Source organism: Saccharothrix ecbatanensis (assembly GCF_014205015.1).
Lineage (GTDB): Bacteria > Actinomycetota > Actinomycetes > Mycobacteriales > Pseudonocardiaceae > Actinosynnema > Actinosynnema ecbatanense.
On the sequence record NZ_JACHMO010000001.1, the window covers coordinates 3,835,295 to 3,852,213 of the forward strand.

Annotated in this window: 13 protein-coding genes; 2 read left to right on the forward strand and 11 right to left on the reverse strand. The window is 68.8% G+C overall.

The genetic code is table 11. The features are described 5' to 3' along the window. Positions 1 to 65: 65 nt before the first annotated feature. The 7 genes from F4560_RS16025 to F4560_RS16055 all read right to left on the reverse strand — a co-directional run bounded on the left by F4560_RS16025 (position 66) and on the right by F4560_RS16055 (position 7,396). A complete protein-coding gene (locus tag F4560_RS16025; RefSeq protein WP_184920870.1) occupies positions 66 to 959 on the reverse strand; it encodes a sugar phosphate isomerase/epimerase family protein in 894 nt (297 codons plus the stop codon). Beyond that, positions 946 to 1,728, reverse strand: coding sequence for an ABC transporter ATP-binding protein (locus F4560_RS16030; RefSeq protein WP_184920871.1), 783 nt, complete (start codon positions 1,726 to 1,728; stop codon positions 946 to 948). The genes F4560_RS16025 and F4560_RS16030 overlap by 14 nt, the downstream gene beginning before the upstream one ends. After that, positions 1,725 to 2,474 carry an ABC transporter ATP-binding protein gene (locus F4560_RS16035; protein ID WP_184920872.1) on the reverse strand — a complete coding sequence of 250 codons (750 nt, stop codon included), beginning with the start codon at positions 2,472 to 2,474 and terminating at the stop codon, positions 1,725 to 1,727. The genes F4560_RS16030 and F4560_RS16035 overlap by 4 nt, the downstream gene beginning before the upstream one ends. 10 nt (positions 2,475 to 2,484) lie before the next feature. Further along, positions 2,485 to 3,957: an ABC transporter substrate-binding protein gene (locus F4560_RS16040; protein ID WP_184920874.1), complete on the reverse strand. Its 1,473-nt coding sequence runs from the start codon at positions 3,955 to 3,957 to the stop codon at positions 2,485 to 2,487. Then, the gene (locus F4560_RS16045; RefSeq protein WP_184920876.1) at positions 3,954 to 5,036 is read right to left on the reverse strand and encodes a branched-chain amino acid ABC transporter permease; all 1,083 of its coding nucleotides are present in this window, start codon (positions 5,034 to 5,036) and stop codon (positions 3,954 to 3,956) included. The genes F4560_RS16040 and F4560_RS16045 overlap by 4 nt, the downstream gene beginning before the upstream one ends. After that, the gene (locus F4560_RS16050) at positions 5,033 to 6,103 is read right to left on the reverse strand and encodes a branched-chain amino acid ABC transporter permease (RefSeq protein ID WP_184920878.1); all 1,071 of its coding nucleotides are present in this window, start codon (positions 6,101 to 6,103) and stop codon (positions 5,033 to 5,035) included. Before F4560_RS16050 ends, F4560_RS16045 begins: the two co-directional genes overlap by 4 nt. A 189-nt stretch (positions 6,104 to 6,292) precedes the next feature. Next, entirely contained in the window at positions 6,293 to 7,396 is a 1,104-nt protein-coding gene (locus tag F4560_RS16055) for a Gfo/Idh/MocA family protein (protein WP_184920880.1), read from the reverse strand. Between the two features lie 87 nt (positions 7,397 to 7,483). Here F4560_RS16055 and F4560_RS16060 point away from each other — a divergent pair, with 87 nt between their 5' ends. Further along, positions 7,484 to 8,662 (forward strand): XylR family transcriptional regulator, encoded by a 1,179-nt coding sequence (locus tag F4560_RS16060; protein WP_184920882.1) that lies wholly within the window; start codon positions 7,484 to 7,486, stop codon positions 8,660 to 8,662. Positions 8,663 to 8,816: 154 nt separating this feature from the next. After that, positions 8,817 to 11,702, forward strand: coding sequence for an ATP-binding protein (locus F4560_RS16065; RefSeq protein ID WP_184920884.1), 2,886 nt, complete (start codon positions 8,817 to 8,819; stop codon positions 11,700 to 11,702). A 28-nt stretch (positions 11,703 to 11,730) separates the two neighbouring features. Here F4560_RS16065 and F4560_RS44620 read toward each other — a convergent pair whose 3' ends face one another. The 4 genes from F4560_RS44620 to F4560_RS16080 form a co-directional block, all read right to left on the reverse strand. Next, entirely contained in the window at positions 11,731 to 13,197 is a 1,467-nt protein-coding gene (locus F4560_RS44620) for a S8 family serine peptidase (protein ID WP_246477815.1), read from the reverse strand. Next, a complete protein-coding gene (locus tag F4560_RS44625) occupies positions 13,194 to 13,460 on the reverse strand; it encodes a hypothetical protein (RefSeq protein WP_246477816.1) in 267 nt (88 codons plus the stop codon). The genes F4560_RS44620 and F4560_RS44625 overlap by 4 nt, the downstream gene beginning before the upstream one ends. A 688-nt stretch (positions 13,461 to 14,148) precedes the next feature. Then, positions 14,149 to 14,340 (reverse strand): hypothetical protein, encoded by a 192-nt coding sequence (locus F4560_RS46645; protein ID WP_184920886.1) that lies wholly within the window; start codon positions 14,338 to 14,340, stop codon positions 14,149 to 14,151. 113 nt (positions 14,341 to 14,453) lie between these two features. After that, complete coding sequence (locus F4560_RS16080) at positions 14,454 to 16,799, reverse strand: right-handed parallel beta-helix repeat-containing protein (protein WP_184920887.1); 2,346 nt, start codon at positions 16,797 to 16,799, stop codon at positions 14,454 to 14,456. Positions 16,800 to 16,919 lie beyond the last annotated feature (120 nt).

A 16,919-nucleotide genomic window follows, 5' to 3' on the forward strand; every position in this document is an offset into this window, starting at 1 on the left:
TGCATCGTTGCATCCGTTTCGCGTGTTCGGTTTGGGCCGAAATGAACTCGGTGGGTCCGCCGCGCTCAGCGTCGCGCGGATCTGGTGGAACGCGCCCCTGCCCGCAGCACTCCGCTGAGGAAGGCGAAGCCGTCGACGGCGATGGCGTCCTGCGTCTTCGCCAACGGACGCCAGATCGACGCCGCGGTCGCGATCGTGGCGTTGTCGCGGGTGAACGACTCGATCACGAGCGGCCCCCGGTAGCCGGCCGCGTCGAGGGCGGAGGTGATACCGGGCCAGTCGAGGTGGTCGGCGCCCGGCGCGCCGCGGTCGTTCGCGGAGACCTGCACGTGCGCGATCCGGCCGGCAGCCCTCCTGATCGCCTCGGTGATGCTGCGTTCCTCGATGTTCATGTGGTACACGTCGAGGCCCAGCCCGCACCCCTCGACCGGGAGGCCGTCCAGCGCCTCCAATGCCTGGTCGACCGTGTTGATCAGGCTGGTCTCGTACCGGTTGAGGGGTTCGACGGCGACGGTGACGCCGGCGTCCATCGCGTGCCGGACCACGGGTTCGAGGCTGTCGCGAAGTTGCTCGTACCAACCGGGTCGCTGCGCTTCGTCAATCTGCCACGTCCTGCCTACCGACGTGTAGATCGGACCGGCGATCACCGGTGACGAGACCTCTGCCGCGATGTCGACGGCACGACGCAGGAAGTCTCGCGTTGTGGTGATGGTCTGCCGATCCGCGGCGACCAGCTCGCGACCCGGCCCCATGGCGACGACGATGGCGGCCGACAGGCCCAGGGAATCGAGCAGTGCCGCCGCCCGGCGCGGATCCCAGTCGTCCACGTTCTCGACCGTGAGCTCGATGACGTCGAAGCCCCACCCGCGGATCTTCGGCGCCAACTCGGCCAGGCTTTCATCGGTCAGCGGCGAGGTCCAGATCCAGGTGTTGGCACCCAGTGCCCTAGGCGGTGTCATGGTCGCTCCCGTCCTCGCGCTTGTTCCCGGCCGTGATGCCCGCCGGTGCCGGCGAAGTGCCGACGCCGAGGTAGCGGTGCTGGAGTTCCGGACGATCCACCAGCTCCGCTCCGGTGAACTCCGCCTCGATGCGGCCGGAGACCATGACGAGCTGCCGGTCGGCGAGCCTCACCGCCGCCCGCAGGTTCTGCTCGACGACGAGAACCGCCACGCCTTCCGCCACCAGTTGGTGGACGACGTCGACCAGGACGTCGACGATCGTGGGCGCCAGCCCTTCGGAGGGTTCGTCCATCACGACCAGGGGCGTGTTCAGCAGGAGCGCCCTGCCGACGGCGAGCATCTGCTGCTCCCCGCCGGACAGGGCTGCTCCACCGTGGTGCCGGCGCTGGGCGAGCCGCGGGAACAGCTCGTAGACGGCGTCAGGCGTCCACCGCTTGCCCCGTGCTCGCCGGGCCAACATGGCGAGGTGCTCGTCAACCGTGAGCGAGGGGAAGAGCCGGCGGCCCTGGGGGACGTAGGCGATACCGGCGTTGGCGACCGCCTCGGGAGCGAGCCCGTCGACCCTCCGGCCGGCCAGCCGGACTTCGCCGCCCGACGCCGCGAGGAAACCGACCAACGTGTCGCACAGCGTGGTCTTGCCCATCCCGTTGCGCCCCAGGACAGCCACCGACTCGACGCCCATGCGCAAGCTCAGACCGTCCAGGACCACCGACGATCCATAACCGGCGCGCAGGTCGCGCACATCGAGTACCGCGTCGTTCGCGGTCATGCCGTCGCCTCCGTGCCGAGGTAGATCCGGTGGACGTGCGGATCCGCACGAACCTGCTCCGGTGACCCGGCCATGACCTGCACGCCGTCCGCCATCACGACGACCCGCTGGGCGATCCGGAACGCGATGTCCATGTCGTGCTCGATGAGCAGCAGGGTCAGCCGGTCGTCGAGCGACTCGAGCAGTTCGACCAGCCGCTCCCGCTCACCGCGGGAAAGGCCGGACGCGGGCTCGTCGAGCAGCAGGACGTCCGGCTGGGCCGCGATGGCCATCGCCAGTTCGAGCTGCCGCCGCTGCCCGTGGGCGAGCTCACCGGCCACCGCGTCGAGCTGCCCGGACAACCACACCCTGGCCGCGACCTCGGCCGCCTCGTCACGCAACCGGCGATCGACCGAGGACGGCCACAGCGCCCGGTGCCGGCCGCGGCGACCGGCGATCGCGAGGTAGATGTTCTCGCGCACCGTGAGGCCGGCGAAGGCGCGTGCCTTCTGGTACGTCCGCGCGAGTCCGAGGCGCGGGCGGTGGCGCGACGGGCGGTGGGTGCAGTCCTGACCCCTGATGACCACCGCGCCGGCGGTCGGTGCGATGTCGCCGGCGATCACGTTGAACAGCGTGGTCTTGCCGGCTCCGTTCGGGCCGAGGATGGCGAGTCGCTCGCCCTGCGCGATGTCGAGGTCGATTCCGCTGAGAGCGCGCAGGCCTCCGAACGCCACGGTGACCGCGCGAACCTGGACGACGGACGTCATGGTGGTCCTCCTACTTCTGCGGGACGCCGTCGGTGACGGGGATCGCCTTGCCCTCCCAGGGAAGTTCACGCTCCTCGCACGCCGGGAAGTCGCGGCCGGGTGAGGGTGTGTCGGGGCTGAACGTGCCGCCGAAGGTCTGGTCGACGCCCGGGATGATGGCCACGGTCTCCTGCGTGACCTTCCCGGACCCGTCCTGCACCAGGCGGGACAGGCCGACGTCGACGATGCCGCTGCGGTTCTCGTCCAGTTTGATGTCGCCGTACGGGAGGTCGAGGGTCAGGCCCGCGATCGCCTTGTGGAAGGCGTCGAGGTCGGAGATGTCGCCGCCCACGGCTTCCAGCGCCTTGACCAGCGCCACACCGGCTGTGTAGTAGCCGTAGAAGAAGCCGAACGCCGCGGCGACGGACGGTGCCGCGGGCTCGTTGCCGCTCAGGGAGCCGGGGATGGTCTCCCAGGTCGCGTCCGCGGCGGCCAGGTACTCCGTGATCTCCGGGGACCGGACGTCGGGCGGCAGCGTGGCGAAGCCACCCACGTACGCGCCGACGATGCCGGTCCCGAGCGCTTGGGCCAGGTCGGGGTTGAAGAACAGGTTGCCGGCGTGCTGGTCACCGGTGAGGTCGCCCTTGCCGTTGATGAACGCCTCGAGCGCGGCCTGGGTCCCGGTGCCACCCACCGCCCAGAAGTACCCGTCGACCTCGTCCGGGTTCGGCAACTGGGCGATGTAGGACGAGTAGTCGGTGGTGCCCAGCGGCGGGAACACGCGGTGGGTGACCTTGCCGCCCACACCGCAGAAGTCGGCGATGAAGCCGGCCGCCGAGGTGTGGCCGAAGCTGTAGTCGTCGGCGATGACCGCCACCGTGTCCCAGCGCTCCTTGTTGTGCAGCAGGTCGCCGAGCCCGGCGTTCCAGATCGCGCCGTCGCCGTAGAAGCGGAAGTGGTTGGGCGCCCGCACTTGCAGCGTGTGCTCCTGCGACCCGGAGATGCCGGCCAACACGGTCAGCTCGGGGTTCGCCTTCGCGTACTCGGCGACCGCGATGCCCTCGTCACCGGAGAGCGGGCCGATGATCACGTTGGCGCCCAACTGCTCGACCAGCCGCCGCACCTCCTGCACGATCCGGTCCGCGGTGTCGTCGCCGCAGCCGATGCCGACGAGTTCGATCTGGGTGCCCGCGACCTCCGCGCCGCTGAACCCCTCCAGCGCGCTGGTCTTCGAGCTCGGTGTCGCACCGGCGAACCGCGCGAGTGCCAGCGTGGTGCCCGCGACCACGTCCTCGTGGAAGCCGCCGAACGGGCCCTCGCACTCGCCGAGGATGCCCAGCCGGATCCCGTCACCCGACGTCGAACCGGATCGGGTGCCCGCGGACGTCTGCTGGTCGGCGGGCAGACCCGCCCTGTCGTCCCCACTGCCGCTACACCCCGCTACCACCAGCAGGGCCGCCGATGTAAAGAGCGCCAACGCCTTTTGTCGCTTCAGTCTGCTCATGGCCGTGTTCCTCCGAGTTCCTTCTGAGTCGTGTGAACCGGTAGCGAGCCGCCCGGGGCCGGTACCGGCTCTGGTGCCGCATCCGCGGTGTCCCCGCCTCGCGTGCGCCCGCGCAGGCGCCGGACAATCCCGGTCAAGCCCTCCGGTGAGAGCACCATGATCGCCAGCACGATGACCCCGATGACGGTGTTGAACCGGGCCTCGGTGATGCCGATGCGGTCGATCAGCGGCAGGTCGCGCAGGTAGGTGAGCACCAGGACGTAGACGAACGCGCCCAACCAGGCGCCCTCGAGCGAGGAGAGGCCGCCGATGACGGCGATGATCAGCAGGATCAGCGTCGGTCCGATCGAGATCGACGCGGGATCGACCTGGCCGTTCCACCACACGCTCAGCAGTCCGGCGAACCCGGCCACGAACCCGGCCAGGGAGAAGGCCAGCGCACGGTGCAGGGGCACGTTGAAACCCAGCGACGCCATCCGGACCGGATCGTCGCGGACGCCCTGCAGCGCCAGCCCGAACGCCGTTCGCCCGAGCACCCGGAACCCCGCATAGGCCAACACGGACAGGACCAGACCCGCGTAGTACAGCCGCACCGGCGGTCCCAGCAGTTCCGGCCGCTGGATGTTCGTGATGCCGCCGGGACCGGAGATCTCGACGATCTGGGCGAACATGAAGTAGCCGATGACCCCGTACACCAGGGTGAGCATCAAGAAGTAGATGCCGGTCGTGCGACTCGCGATCGCGCCGAGCACGAACGCGACCAGCGTCGTGACGAGGATGGCGAACCCCACGGCCACCCACGGGTCCCAGCCGAGCTTCAGTCCGCGCGCACCACCGTCCAGGGCGGCGTTGCCGAACATGAAGCCCGCGATCCCGAACATCAGCAGTTGCGCCAACGACGTCATGCCGCCGTACTTGGCCAGGAACACGATGGTCGACGCGGCCAGCCCCAGGATCAGCGTCTGGGTCATGACGAAGTTGACGAAGAACGTCGTGGCCAGACCCGGCAGGAAAGCCAGGAGCAGCACCAGTCCGACGAGGGCGAGCGACTCCCCGGTCATGCGTTCGCGCAGCTTCATGTCGCCCTCCCGAACAGCCCGTGAGGACGGACGACCAGCACGAGCGCCAGCAGACCGAACGTCAGGATGATCGCGTAGTAGGAGTACTGGGTCGGCAGGTAAGCGGGCGAGAACGCGACGACCGTGCCGTACAGGAGCGAACCGGCGGCGGCGCCCTTGAGCGAGCCCAGTCCACCGATGATCACGACGACGAGCGCGTTCAGCAGCCAGTTGCCGTCTGTCCCAGGAGCCGCGCCGGCGAACGACGCGCCCAGCACACCGCCGACGCCCGCCAGGAACGACCCGACGAAGAAGGTGAGGGCGAACACCCGCCGGATGTTGATACCCAGGCCGCGCACCATCTGGCGGTCGTCCACCCCTGCCCGGATGACCATGCCCACGCTCGTCCTGGTCAGCCACAGCCACAGCAGGACTCCGACCAGGACGGCGATGCCGAGCATGAAGAGCCTCGTGGCGGCGTAGCGCTCGCCCATGACGGAGAAGAAGTGGGTCACCGCGCCCGGCCACACCATCCGCTGGGCCAACCCGCCGAACTCGCGCAACATCTGGTCCGCCAGCACGACGGTGATGGCCAGCGTCACGAGGGTCTGACGCATCTCCTGGCCTTCGTTCCACTGCAGGAACACCTGCTGGATCAGCAGACCGAGCACCGCCGCGACCCCGGCGCCCACCAGCATCGGGACCAGCCAGTCGAGCATGCCCACGTCGGCCGGGTCGATGTTGCGGGAGCGGCCGACCATCGCCTGCTGCACCCGGATCGCGACGTAGGCGGCCAACAGGAACAGCGACCCGTGTGCCATGTTCACCGTGCGCATCAAGCCGAAGATCAGCGTGAAGCCCGATGCCGCGACGAAGAGCAACCCGGCGAAGGTCACGCTGTCCAGAACGGTCACCAGGAACGTGCCCGGGTCGTCCACCGCCGCACCGGCAGGGGTGCCGTCCGCGAGGAACAGCACCCAGGCAGCAACGGCCATCGCGGCGGCGGTGGCGACCCAGACGGCGGGCCGGCGCAGCGACGCCAGCCTGTTCGCGGACGTGGCCGATCGGCTGTCCACGGCGGCGTTCACCGTGTGTCCGTTCGCCCGGAGAGCAGCACGGTCCGCGGCCATGATCTCCCGGAGCACCTGGCCGAATCGGTCAGGGCAGGCTTCATCACTACCTCCCGCAGTTCGGCGCCGAACGGCGCGTGGTCGTCGGACGACCTGTGAATTGGTGATAGCCGTCCAGCGCGGATCAAGCCGCCGGCCGTTCGACTGTCAGGCGGTGTAGTCCGGGATCTCCACCCGCAGGCCGCCGTTCATGGCCGACTCGTGGGCGCAGATGCCGACCGATGTCCAGTTCGCCGCCGTGACCTCGTCGATCGCGGGCGCCCGGCCCTCGACGATGCTGCGCACGAACTCGTGCGCGAGATGTGGGTGCGATCCGCCGTGCCCATCGCCTTGGATGAACGAGAGGTGCTCGTTCTCCGCGTCGTAGACGCCCCGCGTCGTGAACGGCGCGATCTCCGGCGGCAGCCGGTGGGCGAAGTCGGGGACCTCGACGGCCTTGGGCGTCTCCCCCACGTGCAACACATGGCCCGAGCCCTGCGTCTGCTCCCACTCGAACGTCGCCAGTTCGCCGAACACGGTGAAGCTTTCGACGTACTCCCGGGCCGTCTCGAACAGCGAGCGGGCGATCTCCGCTCCGATGGGCGAGTCCCGCAGCGTGATGAGCGCGCTCTCGACGGCGAACGGCGACCCGTACTTCGCGGTGAGCTGTGGGGAGATCCGTCCTGAACCGAGGCAGACGACGCTCTCGGCCAGCGAACCGGCCAACGACAGCACCGGGCTCACGGCGTGGGTGGCGTAGTGCATCGGGGGAAGGCCCTCCCAGTACCCGGGCCAGCCGGCCATCTCCTGGTGATGCGCCCCGCGCAGGAACTGGATCCGGCCCAGCGTCCCGTTGTCCGAGAGATCCTTGACGTACAGGAACTCCCGGGAGTAGACGACCGTCTCCATCATCATGTAGTTCTTGCCCGACTCCCGGACGGCCGAGACGATCGCGTGGCATTCCTCGATCGTCGTGGCCATCGGCACCGTGCAGGCGACGTGCTTGCCCGCCCGGAGCGCGGCGATGGTCTGGCTCGCGTGGTCCGGGATCGGGGTGTTGATGTGCACCGCGTCGATGTCCGGGTCCTGGATCATGGAGGCGAAATCCGTGTAGCGGCCAGGGATTCGGAACCGGTCGGCGGTCTCGTGCAGCGTGGCCTCGGTCCGTTGGCACACGGCCACGAGCTCGGCGTCGGGATGGGCTTGGTAGATCGGGACGAACTCCGACCCGAACCCGAGCCCTGCGATGGCCACGCGTACTGGCTTCGTCATCGTTTGACCTCCTGTGCCGTTGAACGCTACGGACGAGGCGCCAACTCGGACCATGCGCAATCCAGCATCAGGACTTAGACTTTTTACATGGCGGTCAACCGGACGAGACATGTCGCGCTGCTCGTCGAGACCTCGAACGCCTACGCCCGCGGACTGCTCGTCGGGGTGAAGAAGTACGTCGAGGAACATCCACAGTGGTCTCTCTACCTCGCCGAGCACAGCAGGCACGAGACCGACTTCTCGTGGCTGGAGGGCTGGCACGGTGACGGCGTGCTGGCCCGGATCGAGAACGAGGAGACCGCTCGTTTCATCCGGCGGCTCGGCCTGCCGACCGTGGACCTCAGCGCGGGCGGACTCGTCCCGGAACTGCCCGGAGTCGAGACCGACGACGGCACGATCGCGCGCTGGGCCGTCGGGCACTTCGCCGAGCGGGGCGTGCGAAACTTCGCCTTCTGCGGTGACGATCGGTTCGCCTGGTCGGTGACCCGGAGCGAGTGGTACGCGGGCCACGTCCGCCAGCGCGGGGCGACGCCGCACGAGTTCTGGATGAAGCCGTCCGGCATGCGCGCGGTCGAGCGCGAGCGCCTCGCGACCTGGCTCTCCGGCCTGCCGAAGCCGGTCGGAGTGCTTGCCTGCTACGACATCGCGGGGCAGGAGGTCCTGGAAGCGTGCAAGATCGCCGGCCTCGCGGTGCCCGATGCCGTCGCCGTCATCGGGGTCGACAACGACGAGCTGATCGGAAACCTCACGACGCCCCCGCTGTCGAGCATCGAACCCAACACCACCGCGACCGGGTACATGGCGGCGCACCTGCTCGACCTGATGATGCAAGGCTCTTCCCTCGATCCGGGTCTCCGGCGCATCGAGCCGACCCGGATCGTCGCCCGGCAGTCGTCCGACATCCTCTCCGTGGACGATCCGCTCGTCGCGGAGGCGCTGCGGTTCATCCGGGACAGGTCCGACCGGAACGTCGCCGTCGACACGGTGCTCCGGCACGTCGGGCTCTCCCGGCGCGCCCTGGACTACCGGTTCGCCGCTGCCGTGGGCAGAACCGTCCACGGTGAGATCATCAGGGTCCGGATGGCACACGTCGCCGAGTTGCTCTCCTCCACCGACTGGACCCTCCAGCAGATCGCGGAGCGACTCGACTTCAACCACTCCGAGTACATGAGCGTCGCCTTCAAGAAGCACACCGGCCAGTCGCCCGGCCAGTACCGCCGGACGGTGAACGGCCCGGTCGCGCGCCAAGGGGTCTGGCAGGAGTGACCCGCGCGGATCCCGTCGACACCACAGGGCGCCGGCGACATGCCCGGTGGCCGGTGCTCGCCCGTCGCCGATCTTCACCTATCCCCATTCAACGACGACAAGTTTAGGCTCGGCACCCGGTGGTTCCCGCTCGGTGCGCCTGGGAGGTGTGGTGATGCGTCGAAGTGGCGTGTCGTCGGAGTGGCACGGTCGTTGGTTCCGGACCAGCTCACCCGTCCTCATCGGGCGCCGCGAGCACCTGGCCACGCTGCGTGAGCTCGTCGTGCGCCACCCCGCCGTAGTCCTGGTGGAGGGCGAGGCGGGGGTGGGCAAGAGCAGATTGGTGTCCGAGTTGCTCGCCGGGGACCTCGGCGCGGTGCTGCCGTTGGTCGGGTATTGCCGGCAGGTCGGCGAGCCGTTCTTCTACGGCGCACTGCTGGAGGCGCTGCGGGACGCAGGGGCAAGGCTGGCCGGGCAGCGGGAGCTGAATCCCGTGATCGGGGCTCTCGCCCCGCTGCTGCCCGAGATCGCCGCTCAGCTGCCCGCCCCGTTGCCACCGATCGGCGACCCGTGGGCCGAGCGGCACCGGCTTTTCCGTGCCGTGCGGGAACTCCTGGCCGCGGTTGGTCCGGCGCTGCTCGTGGTCGAAGACCTGCACTGGGCCGACGACGGCACACGCCAGCTCCTGCGCTTCCTGGCCGAAGGACCGCCGGCCAACCTCAGCATGGTCCTCACCTACCGGCGCGAGGACCTGCCCGGCGGCAGCCCGTTGGGCGCGGAGTTCCGGTCCGCCATCGGCGGCACCGTTGCGGTGCTGGAGATCGAACCGCTCGACGTCGACGGTGTGCGCCGCCTGACCGAGGCGATCCTGGGTGTGGAAGGGGTTTCGGCACAGTTCGCGGCCCACCTGCACGAGCGGACCGCGGGCATCCCGTTCGTGGTCGAGGAGACGCTGCGCGCCCTGCGCGACCCGGAGGGCGCGGTGCACGCGGGCGGCGCGCGAGCCACGCGGCTGCTCGACGCCGTCAAGGTCCCCGTGCTGCTGCGCGACGCGATGGCCAATCGCCTCGCCACCCTGCCCGCCGCCGCCGTCCGGCTGGTCGAGGCGGCCGCAGTGCTCGGAGCCCCCGCGTCCGCCGCGTTGCTCGCCGAGGTCGGGGGCGTCCCGGCGAACCACACGAGGGCGGCGCTCACGCACGCCATGGACGGGCACGTCCTGCACGAGGTGGACGGGTTGCGGTACGGCTTCCGACACATGCTGGCCCGCCAGGCCGTCTACGACACGATCAGCGCTCCCGACCGTGCCGCCCTGCACGACCGCGCCGTCGACGCGCTGGAACACGTGGAGCCGAAACCACTGGTGCAGTTGGCCGGGCACAGCGAGCGCGCAGGCCGGACGGCGGACTGGTTGACCTACGGAGAGGCAGCGGCGGACCGGGCGATCGACTCCGGTGACGCGGCGACCGCGACCACGCTCCTCCAGCGGTTGCTCGCAGTGCCGGTGCTGCCCGCCAACGCGGTAGACCGGCTGGCGATCAAGCTCGGGCGCATCGCCAACACCGGGCTGGACCAGCGCGACCCGACGGAGACGCTGGAACGCCTGCTGGCGGACCCGCGGCTGGCCACGCCGGCGCGCGGCGAGGTGCGCCTGCAACGCGGTTTCCTGCTGCTCCGCCGGATCGGTCACATCCAGGAGGGGCGGGCCGAGCTGGAACGCGCGATCGACGAGTTGGAGAGCAGGCCGGACCTCGTCCCCCGCGCCGCCGCGGCACTCGCCATGCCGACCAACGGCATCGTCCCTCCCGACGTGTCGCGCCGGTCGCAGGATCTCGCCAAGGCACACCGGATGACCGCGACGGGCGAGCTGCGGATCTACCTGCTGGCCAGCGAAGTCGGGTCCGTCATGTACCACGGGCACATGGCATGGCTGGCCGAGGTGCCGGAACGCGCGGACACGCCCGGCGGCCGGCGACCCCTCGCCCGGCTCCGGTGCAACGTCGCCGATATCTGCGTGTGGCTCGGCCACCTCGACCTGGGCGCCCGGTTCCTGCGCAACGGATTGCGGCTCGCCACCGAGAGCGACGCGGCGTTCGTGACCAGCACCGGCAGGACCACCGAGGCGCGGCTCGACTGGATCACCGGCCGGTGGGAAGGCCTGGCCGAGCGGGCGAACACGTTCATCGAGGAATACCGCGACATCACCAGCATGACGTGTGAGCTGGAGTTGGTGCTCGGCTGGCTGGCCGCGACCCGTGGCGACTGGGCGGTGGCGGAGGAGCACTTCGGCCGGACCGGCTCCCACGACCCGTACGACGCGATCGTTCCCGTGGCGATCAGCGGCATCGCGGGCATGGCCTTGATCCTGCTGGAGCGGAAAGAGGCAGCCCAGGCAGCGGCAGAGGTCGACCGCGGACTGACCGCCGCGCGAAAGGCGAACGTCTGGCCCTGGATCGGCTTGCTGGCACCGGTCGCGGTCGCCGCCTACTCCGCCACCGGACGGACCGCGGAAGCCGAACGGCTGGTCGAGGAGATCGCCCACGGCATCGCCGACCGCGACGCGCCCGCCGTGCTCGCCGACCTCGCGCAATGCCGAGGCGCACTGGCCGAGGCGCGGGGCGAACCCACCGAGGCCATCGATCACTTCCGGGAAGCCGCCGCGCGCTACGAGGCGATGCCCGCGCCGTACTTCGCCGCCCTCGCGCGGCAACGGGAGGCGATGGTACTGGCGCCGTCCGATCCAGAGAAGGCCGTCGAGCTGCTCACCGAACTGGCGGCGTCCTTCGACGCGCTCGGTGCGTCGAAGGACGCCGCGCGCTGCCGTCACACGCTGCACACCCTCGGCAGTGTGAAACCCGCTCGGAGAGGACGGCGCGGGTACGGCAACGACCTCTCGCCCCGGGAGGTCGAGATCGCGCGCATGGTCGCGGCCGGGCAGACCAACCGCGAGATCGCCAAGCACCTGTTCCTGTCCTCGCGGACGGTCGAGCAGCACGTGGCGCGACTGTTCCGCAAGCTCGGCATCAACTCGCGCGCCGAACTGCACGCCGACCGCCTCCACTGACGTCGCATCGGGGCATGGGGAGGTACCTCTAGAACGTCATCGGGATGCAGAAGGTCATGTACGGGGAGCCGTGGCACCGGATCTGCTTGCCGATGGTGCTCTTGTTGTCGAAGCTGTCGGTCACGGTGAGCTTGGCGGTGTAAACGATCGATTGCGGTCCACTCGGATAGGTGTGGCCGGTCTTCACACCGGCGGCGGTCTTGCCGTCACCGAAGTCCCACGCGTAGGAGACGATGTCGTCGTTGGGGTCGCTGGACGCGCTGCCGTCGAAGGAGCACACGTCCTTCTGGCAGGTCACGCTGAACGACGCCCGCGGCGGCTGCGGACCCGCGAGAGCCCTCCTCGACGTGGTGGCGGTCTTGCCGCTGTTGTCGGTCACCGTCAGCTTCACGGTGTAGGTGCCGTTCTTGCTGTACTTGTGGGACGGCTTGACGCCGGTGCCGGTCGTGCCGTCACCGAACTCCCAGGCGTACGAGGAGATCGTGCCGTCCGGGTCCGACGAGCGCGACGCGTCGAAGGTGCAGTCCGGGGTCGTCTCGGAACAGGTCGACGTGAAGGACGCCAGCGGCGCGCCGGGATCGCGGGCGCCGAGGTCGTCCACGTACAGCAGCCGGTTCGGCGAGTCCATCGGGTCGGAGATCACGTTGGTCGTCGCCGTGTCGAGCACCAGGGCGTTGACGTCGGCCACCGAGATGCCCGGCTCAGCGCTCGTCACCAGCACCACAGCGCCGGCCACGTGCGGGGTGGCCATCGACGTGCCGTTCCACGCGGCGGTCTTGCCGTCCTGGGTGATGGAGGTGACGTTGCTGCCCGGCGCGAACAGCTCGACGCATTCGCCCCAGTTGGACCCCTTGGTGCCCCACAGGCTGCGACGGTCCTCGCTGTCCGACGCGCCGACGGTCAGCACGCCCGGCGCGGAGGCCGGACTGACCTCACAGGCATCCTTTGCGTCGTTGCCCGCCGCGACGGCCCACGCGACACCCGCCTCGACCGATGCGGCCACGGCGTCGTTTACCGAGGTGCTCCGGCTGCCGCCGAGGCTCATATTGCCCACCGCGGCCTCCGGGGCGTTCTCGGTCACCCAGTCGACGGCCGCGATGACCTGGTCCCAGGAGCCACTGCCGCCGCAGTTCAACACCCGGACCGCGACCATGTCCACGTTCTTCGCGATGCCGTAGGTCTTGCTGCCGATCGTGCCGGCCACGTGGGTGCCGTGACCGTGGCAGTCACTCGCGTCGCTGTCGTTGTCGATGAAGTCGTAACCGCTGGTCGCCCGACCCTCCAACTCGGGGTGGTCGAACGCGATGCCCGTGTCGACCACGTAAGCCGTGACACCGGACCCGTCGTTCGGCGCCGCGTAGCTGTCGTCCAACGGCAAGTCACGCTGGTCGACGCGGTCCAGACCCCACGTCTCCGACGTGCGCACCACCCCGTTCCGCTCGACGTAGCGCACCGCCGGGTCCGCGGCGAGCCGCTTCGCCTGCCGCTCGCTCATCCGCACCGAGAACCCCGCAACGCCGACGAGTACACGTGCGCGACCTCGCCACCGTACTGACCGGCCAGGTCGGTGGCCCTCGCCGAGACCGCCGCCTGAACGCTCACCGCCGACGACGGCGCGCTGTCCAAGGCCACGATGTAGCTGCCTTCGACGGCGTCCTGGGCACCCGCGCCCAAGATATGACCCTCAGCCGCCTCTGCGACACTGACGACGTTCAACGTCAGCGCGATGGACGCGAGGCCGGCACACAGACCGGCCATGAGCGTTCCTCGCCCTTGTGATGTGGACATGTTTGATCGAACTCCTCGGTCGTAGCAGGGAAACGACTGCAACCGGCACCGTCGCGGCAGGGTGACGTGCCCTTGACGGCTTCGTGTGCTGCCCGACGTTCCGTCAGGCAGCACACGCGGTCCACTGCACCGCAGCGCCACGCCACGTCAGGCGGGCGCCGGCCGGCAACACCCCCACACCTCGTCGGGGACATCGCCGACCCACCAAGAATCAGGCATAAACGCCGAACAAACAATCAGTATTAGAGTTCGTGCGTATATGCAATTATTGTTTCAGTAACCCAATTGGCCGATCAAGCCGGACACCGGATACCCGGACGACCAATAAAACAGATTACGTCACCAGTGTTGGATTATCACATCACGGACGCGCCACATGGCTGTAACCCTGGGGTGACCATGGCGGCGGCCTATCGGTCCAGGCGTGATGCCCGGGCACGTGCGGTTTGTGCCCGCTGCCTTGGCGCCGAGGCAGAGCACGCTCGCCGAGATGGTGCGCGAGGTGCTCGATAGTGCCGCCGGTCCACAGGTCGGTCAGGGAGAACGAATCCCCGGACAGACCGATCTACGCCGCGGTGGTGGATATGGTTGCCGTGCTGTCACGGCGGTTGAACAGTTGACGTCGACAACGTTGCCCAGTCCCGACATCACCTGCCAATCAGGCCACCACGTTCATCGACTCATCGACGGCCTCGGGACCGAACCGCTTCTCCTCCGACTCGGCGTGGAAAGCAGTGCCCAGCGACCACGCTCGCGATCCGATTTCGTCGAGCACGGTCTGGTGCGGCCGTTGCCACAATGCCGCCATGGTCCAGTCGACGGACCGCCGGTGCACGGTCGGCACAGTCACCCCGAACTACGGCGGCAAGCCCCCAATTGCCGATCTGGACGCGACGGACAGGCAGGCACACTGCTCAGTGCGCCCGCCCGCTGTGCCACGCCCGCCGCGCGATGTTCGGGCCGCTACTTCCGCACGCCGGTCGCGCTGAACTCCTGTACGCCGATCCTTCCGTTTTGGTTGCTGTTGCGTACGTAGAGCCGGATGTTGGTGGTGGCGACGTCGGCCGGCGGCCGGTAGACAACCGGCGCCGCCGTGTTGATCGCCTGGTAGGGCATGATGTCGATCCAGGCGTCCTGGCTGGCGCTCCACCGCTGCACCTTCCAGTGGGTGGTCATCCAGGTGCAGCAGTTGTCCTGCTGGAGCGTGAAGGCGAACCGCTTGTAGTCGGCGCCGAGATCGAACTGCACCCAGGACTCGTTGACGTTGGAGCCGGCCTCGCCGGTCTCGGTGACACCGTCCCAGAGCTTGCCGAGGCCGCTGTCCCAGGCACTGCGCTGCGACACGGTGGAGTGGTCGGCCAGATTCTCCCTCGGCACCTTCCACCGCAGCCCGGCGTAGCCCGGTTCCAGGCCCGCCTCTTTCATGATGGTCTGCGCCTCGGCCGGCCACGCACCGTCTGTCACCACGTGTGGTTTCCCGTCACCGTCGTAGATTGCCCCGCTGAGCCGGTTGTCGGCGAAGTCGGTGTAGTTGTGCGAGGAGTACACCGACAAGGGATCACGGTAACGCGGGGAGAAGTCGAACCGCCCGCTCAGCCCGACGTTGTAGTCCCAGCGGGTCTGGTGACTCTGGTTGTCGCTGTAGTAGTTCGAGACCGACGTCGTGTGGTGCGTGTAGTTGTGGCTGATCACGCTGCCCGGCCACGTCCCGAACGTGTAGATGGCCCCCGAGTCGTGCACCCCCCAGGACACCTTGGACGTGGCGTTGTACACCTCGTTGTGGCTGATCGTCGTCTTGCCGATCCCGTCCACCTCGTCGAGGAGGCTGTACTCCTCCGCCTTGCGCTGATGGACGCCCATGTACGCGGTGTCGTAGACGAGGTTGTGGGTGACCGCCACGTTGTACGTGTTCATCAGGCTGATCCCGGTTGCCGGGAAGAAGTCGTCACCGGTGTCGGTCACGACGTTGTTGCTGATCGTCACGTTCCTGGTGCGCTCGGAGTCGTCGACGTGCACGTCCATCCACCGGCCGGCGATGACCCCGGCGGCGGTCAGGTTGTAGAAGAGGTTGCCGGTGACGGTGACGTCCTCGGCTCCGGTCAGCAGCTGCAGTCCGCCGCTGCCCATCTTGCGCACGGTGTTGTTGGTGAAGGTGATGCCCTTGGTGTTGGTCAGCTTGATCTGACCGGGCACCTCGCCGCCGTAGCCGTCGTAGTTCGGATCTTCGAATGGGTCGTCCGCGTACTGCGCCTCGGCTTGGGTGCCGCCGATGAACCGGTCGCGCGGCAGCAGCCAGTTTCCGTGCTCGAACGTGATGCCGTCGAACGCGATCGCACTCGCCTTCGCGGACGGGCTGGACCCGGCCACGTTCACCAGCGTCTCCACCACTGGCACGTACGCCCCGGCCTGGTCGACGTCCTCTCCCGGCCGCGGGTAGTAGTACAGCTTGTTCGTCTCCCGGTTCAGGTACCACTCGCCGGGGGAGTCCAGCTCCTCGAACGCGTTGAGCACGTAGAACGTGTGGTTGTAGTTCAGCGAGGAGCCGTCGTCGCGGTTCAGCCGCGCCTGGAAGTGCGGCTGCGCCAGGCGCACCCGCTTGTCGGCGCCGCTCGCGCTGATGTCGACGACCGGGAAGTAGTCGATCTTGAAGCCGACCGCGACGTGCAGCAGCCGAATGTCGCTGACGTTGGTGTACGCCGGAATCCCGGCCGCCGGGAACTCCACGCCGTCGTAGGAGCGGGCCGGTCGGTCCGGGTTGGCCGGCGGGTTGGGGATCGACGCCTCGTCGAAGAAGCCGGTGCCCACGATGCCCTTGCCCATCGCCAGCTGAGCCCGCCGGCCGCCGACGTAGAGCTGCCGGAAGTAGTCGGCGTAGCCCGCCGACTCCGGCACGTCGGCCACGACGTAAGGCCGGTCGGCTACCTGGTTCCAGTCTCCGACGGCCTTACCGCCGTCGATGATGGGTGTCTCACGCGGAAACGCCCGGTAGACGACCTTGAACCCATTGGAACCCGAGTCCGCCTCGGACAGGGTGAAGGTCGCTGTCCGAGTGTGCCGACCCCCGCGCAGACAGACGCCTAGGTCGGCCTGCATGTCCTTGTTGAGCCCGTTCAGCCGGATGTGGTCCCGCGCCCGCTCCAAGGTCGCCCAGGCGCTATTTGGTGAGGTTCCGTCGTTGTCGTCGCTGCCCGACGCGGAGACGTACAAGGTGCACGGTTCTGCCGCGTGCGCCGGTCCGACGGACACCAGGCCCGCTGCTAGCACGACTCCGGCGACGGCCGCCACGGCTGCTCGCCTACTTGTGTCCATTGCATTCCACTCCTTGCTCGGTGGGTTGCGTTTGCGGAGGGAGGTGACCCGGATGGAACTCGGCGATTGCCTGGCGAGGATGTCGGGCCGTGCGCGTGATCGCCGTCGCTCGTGCGATCC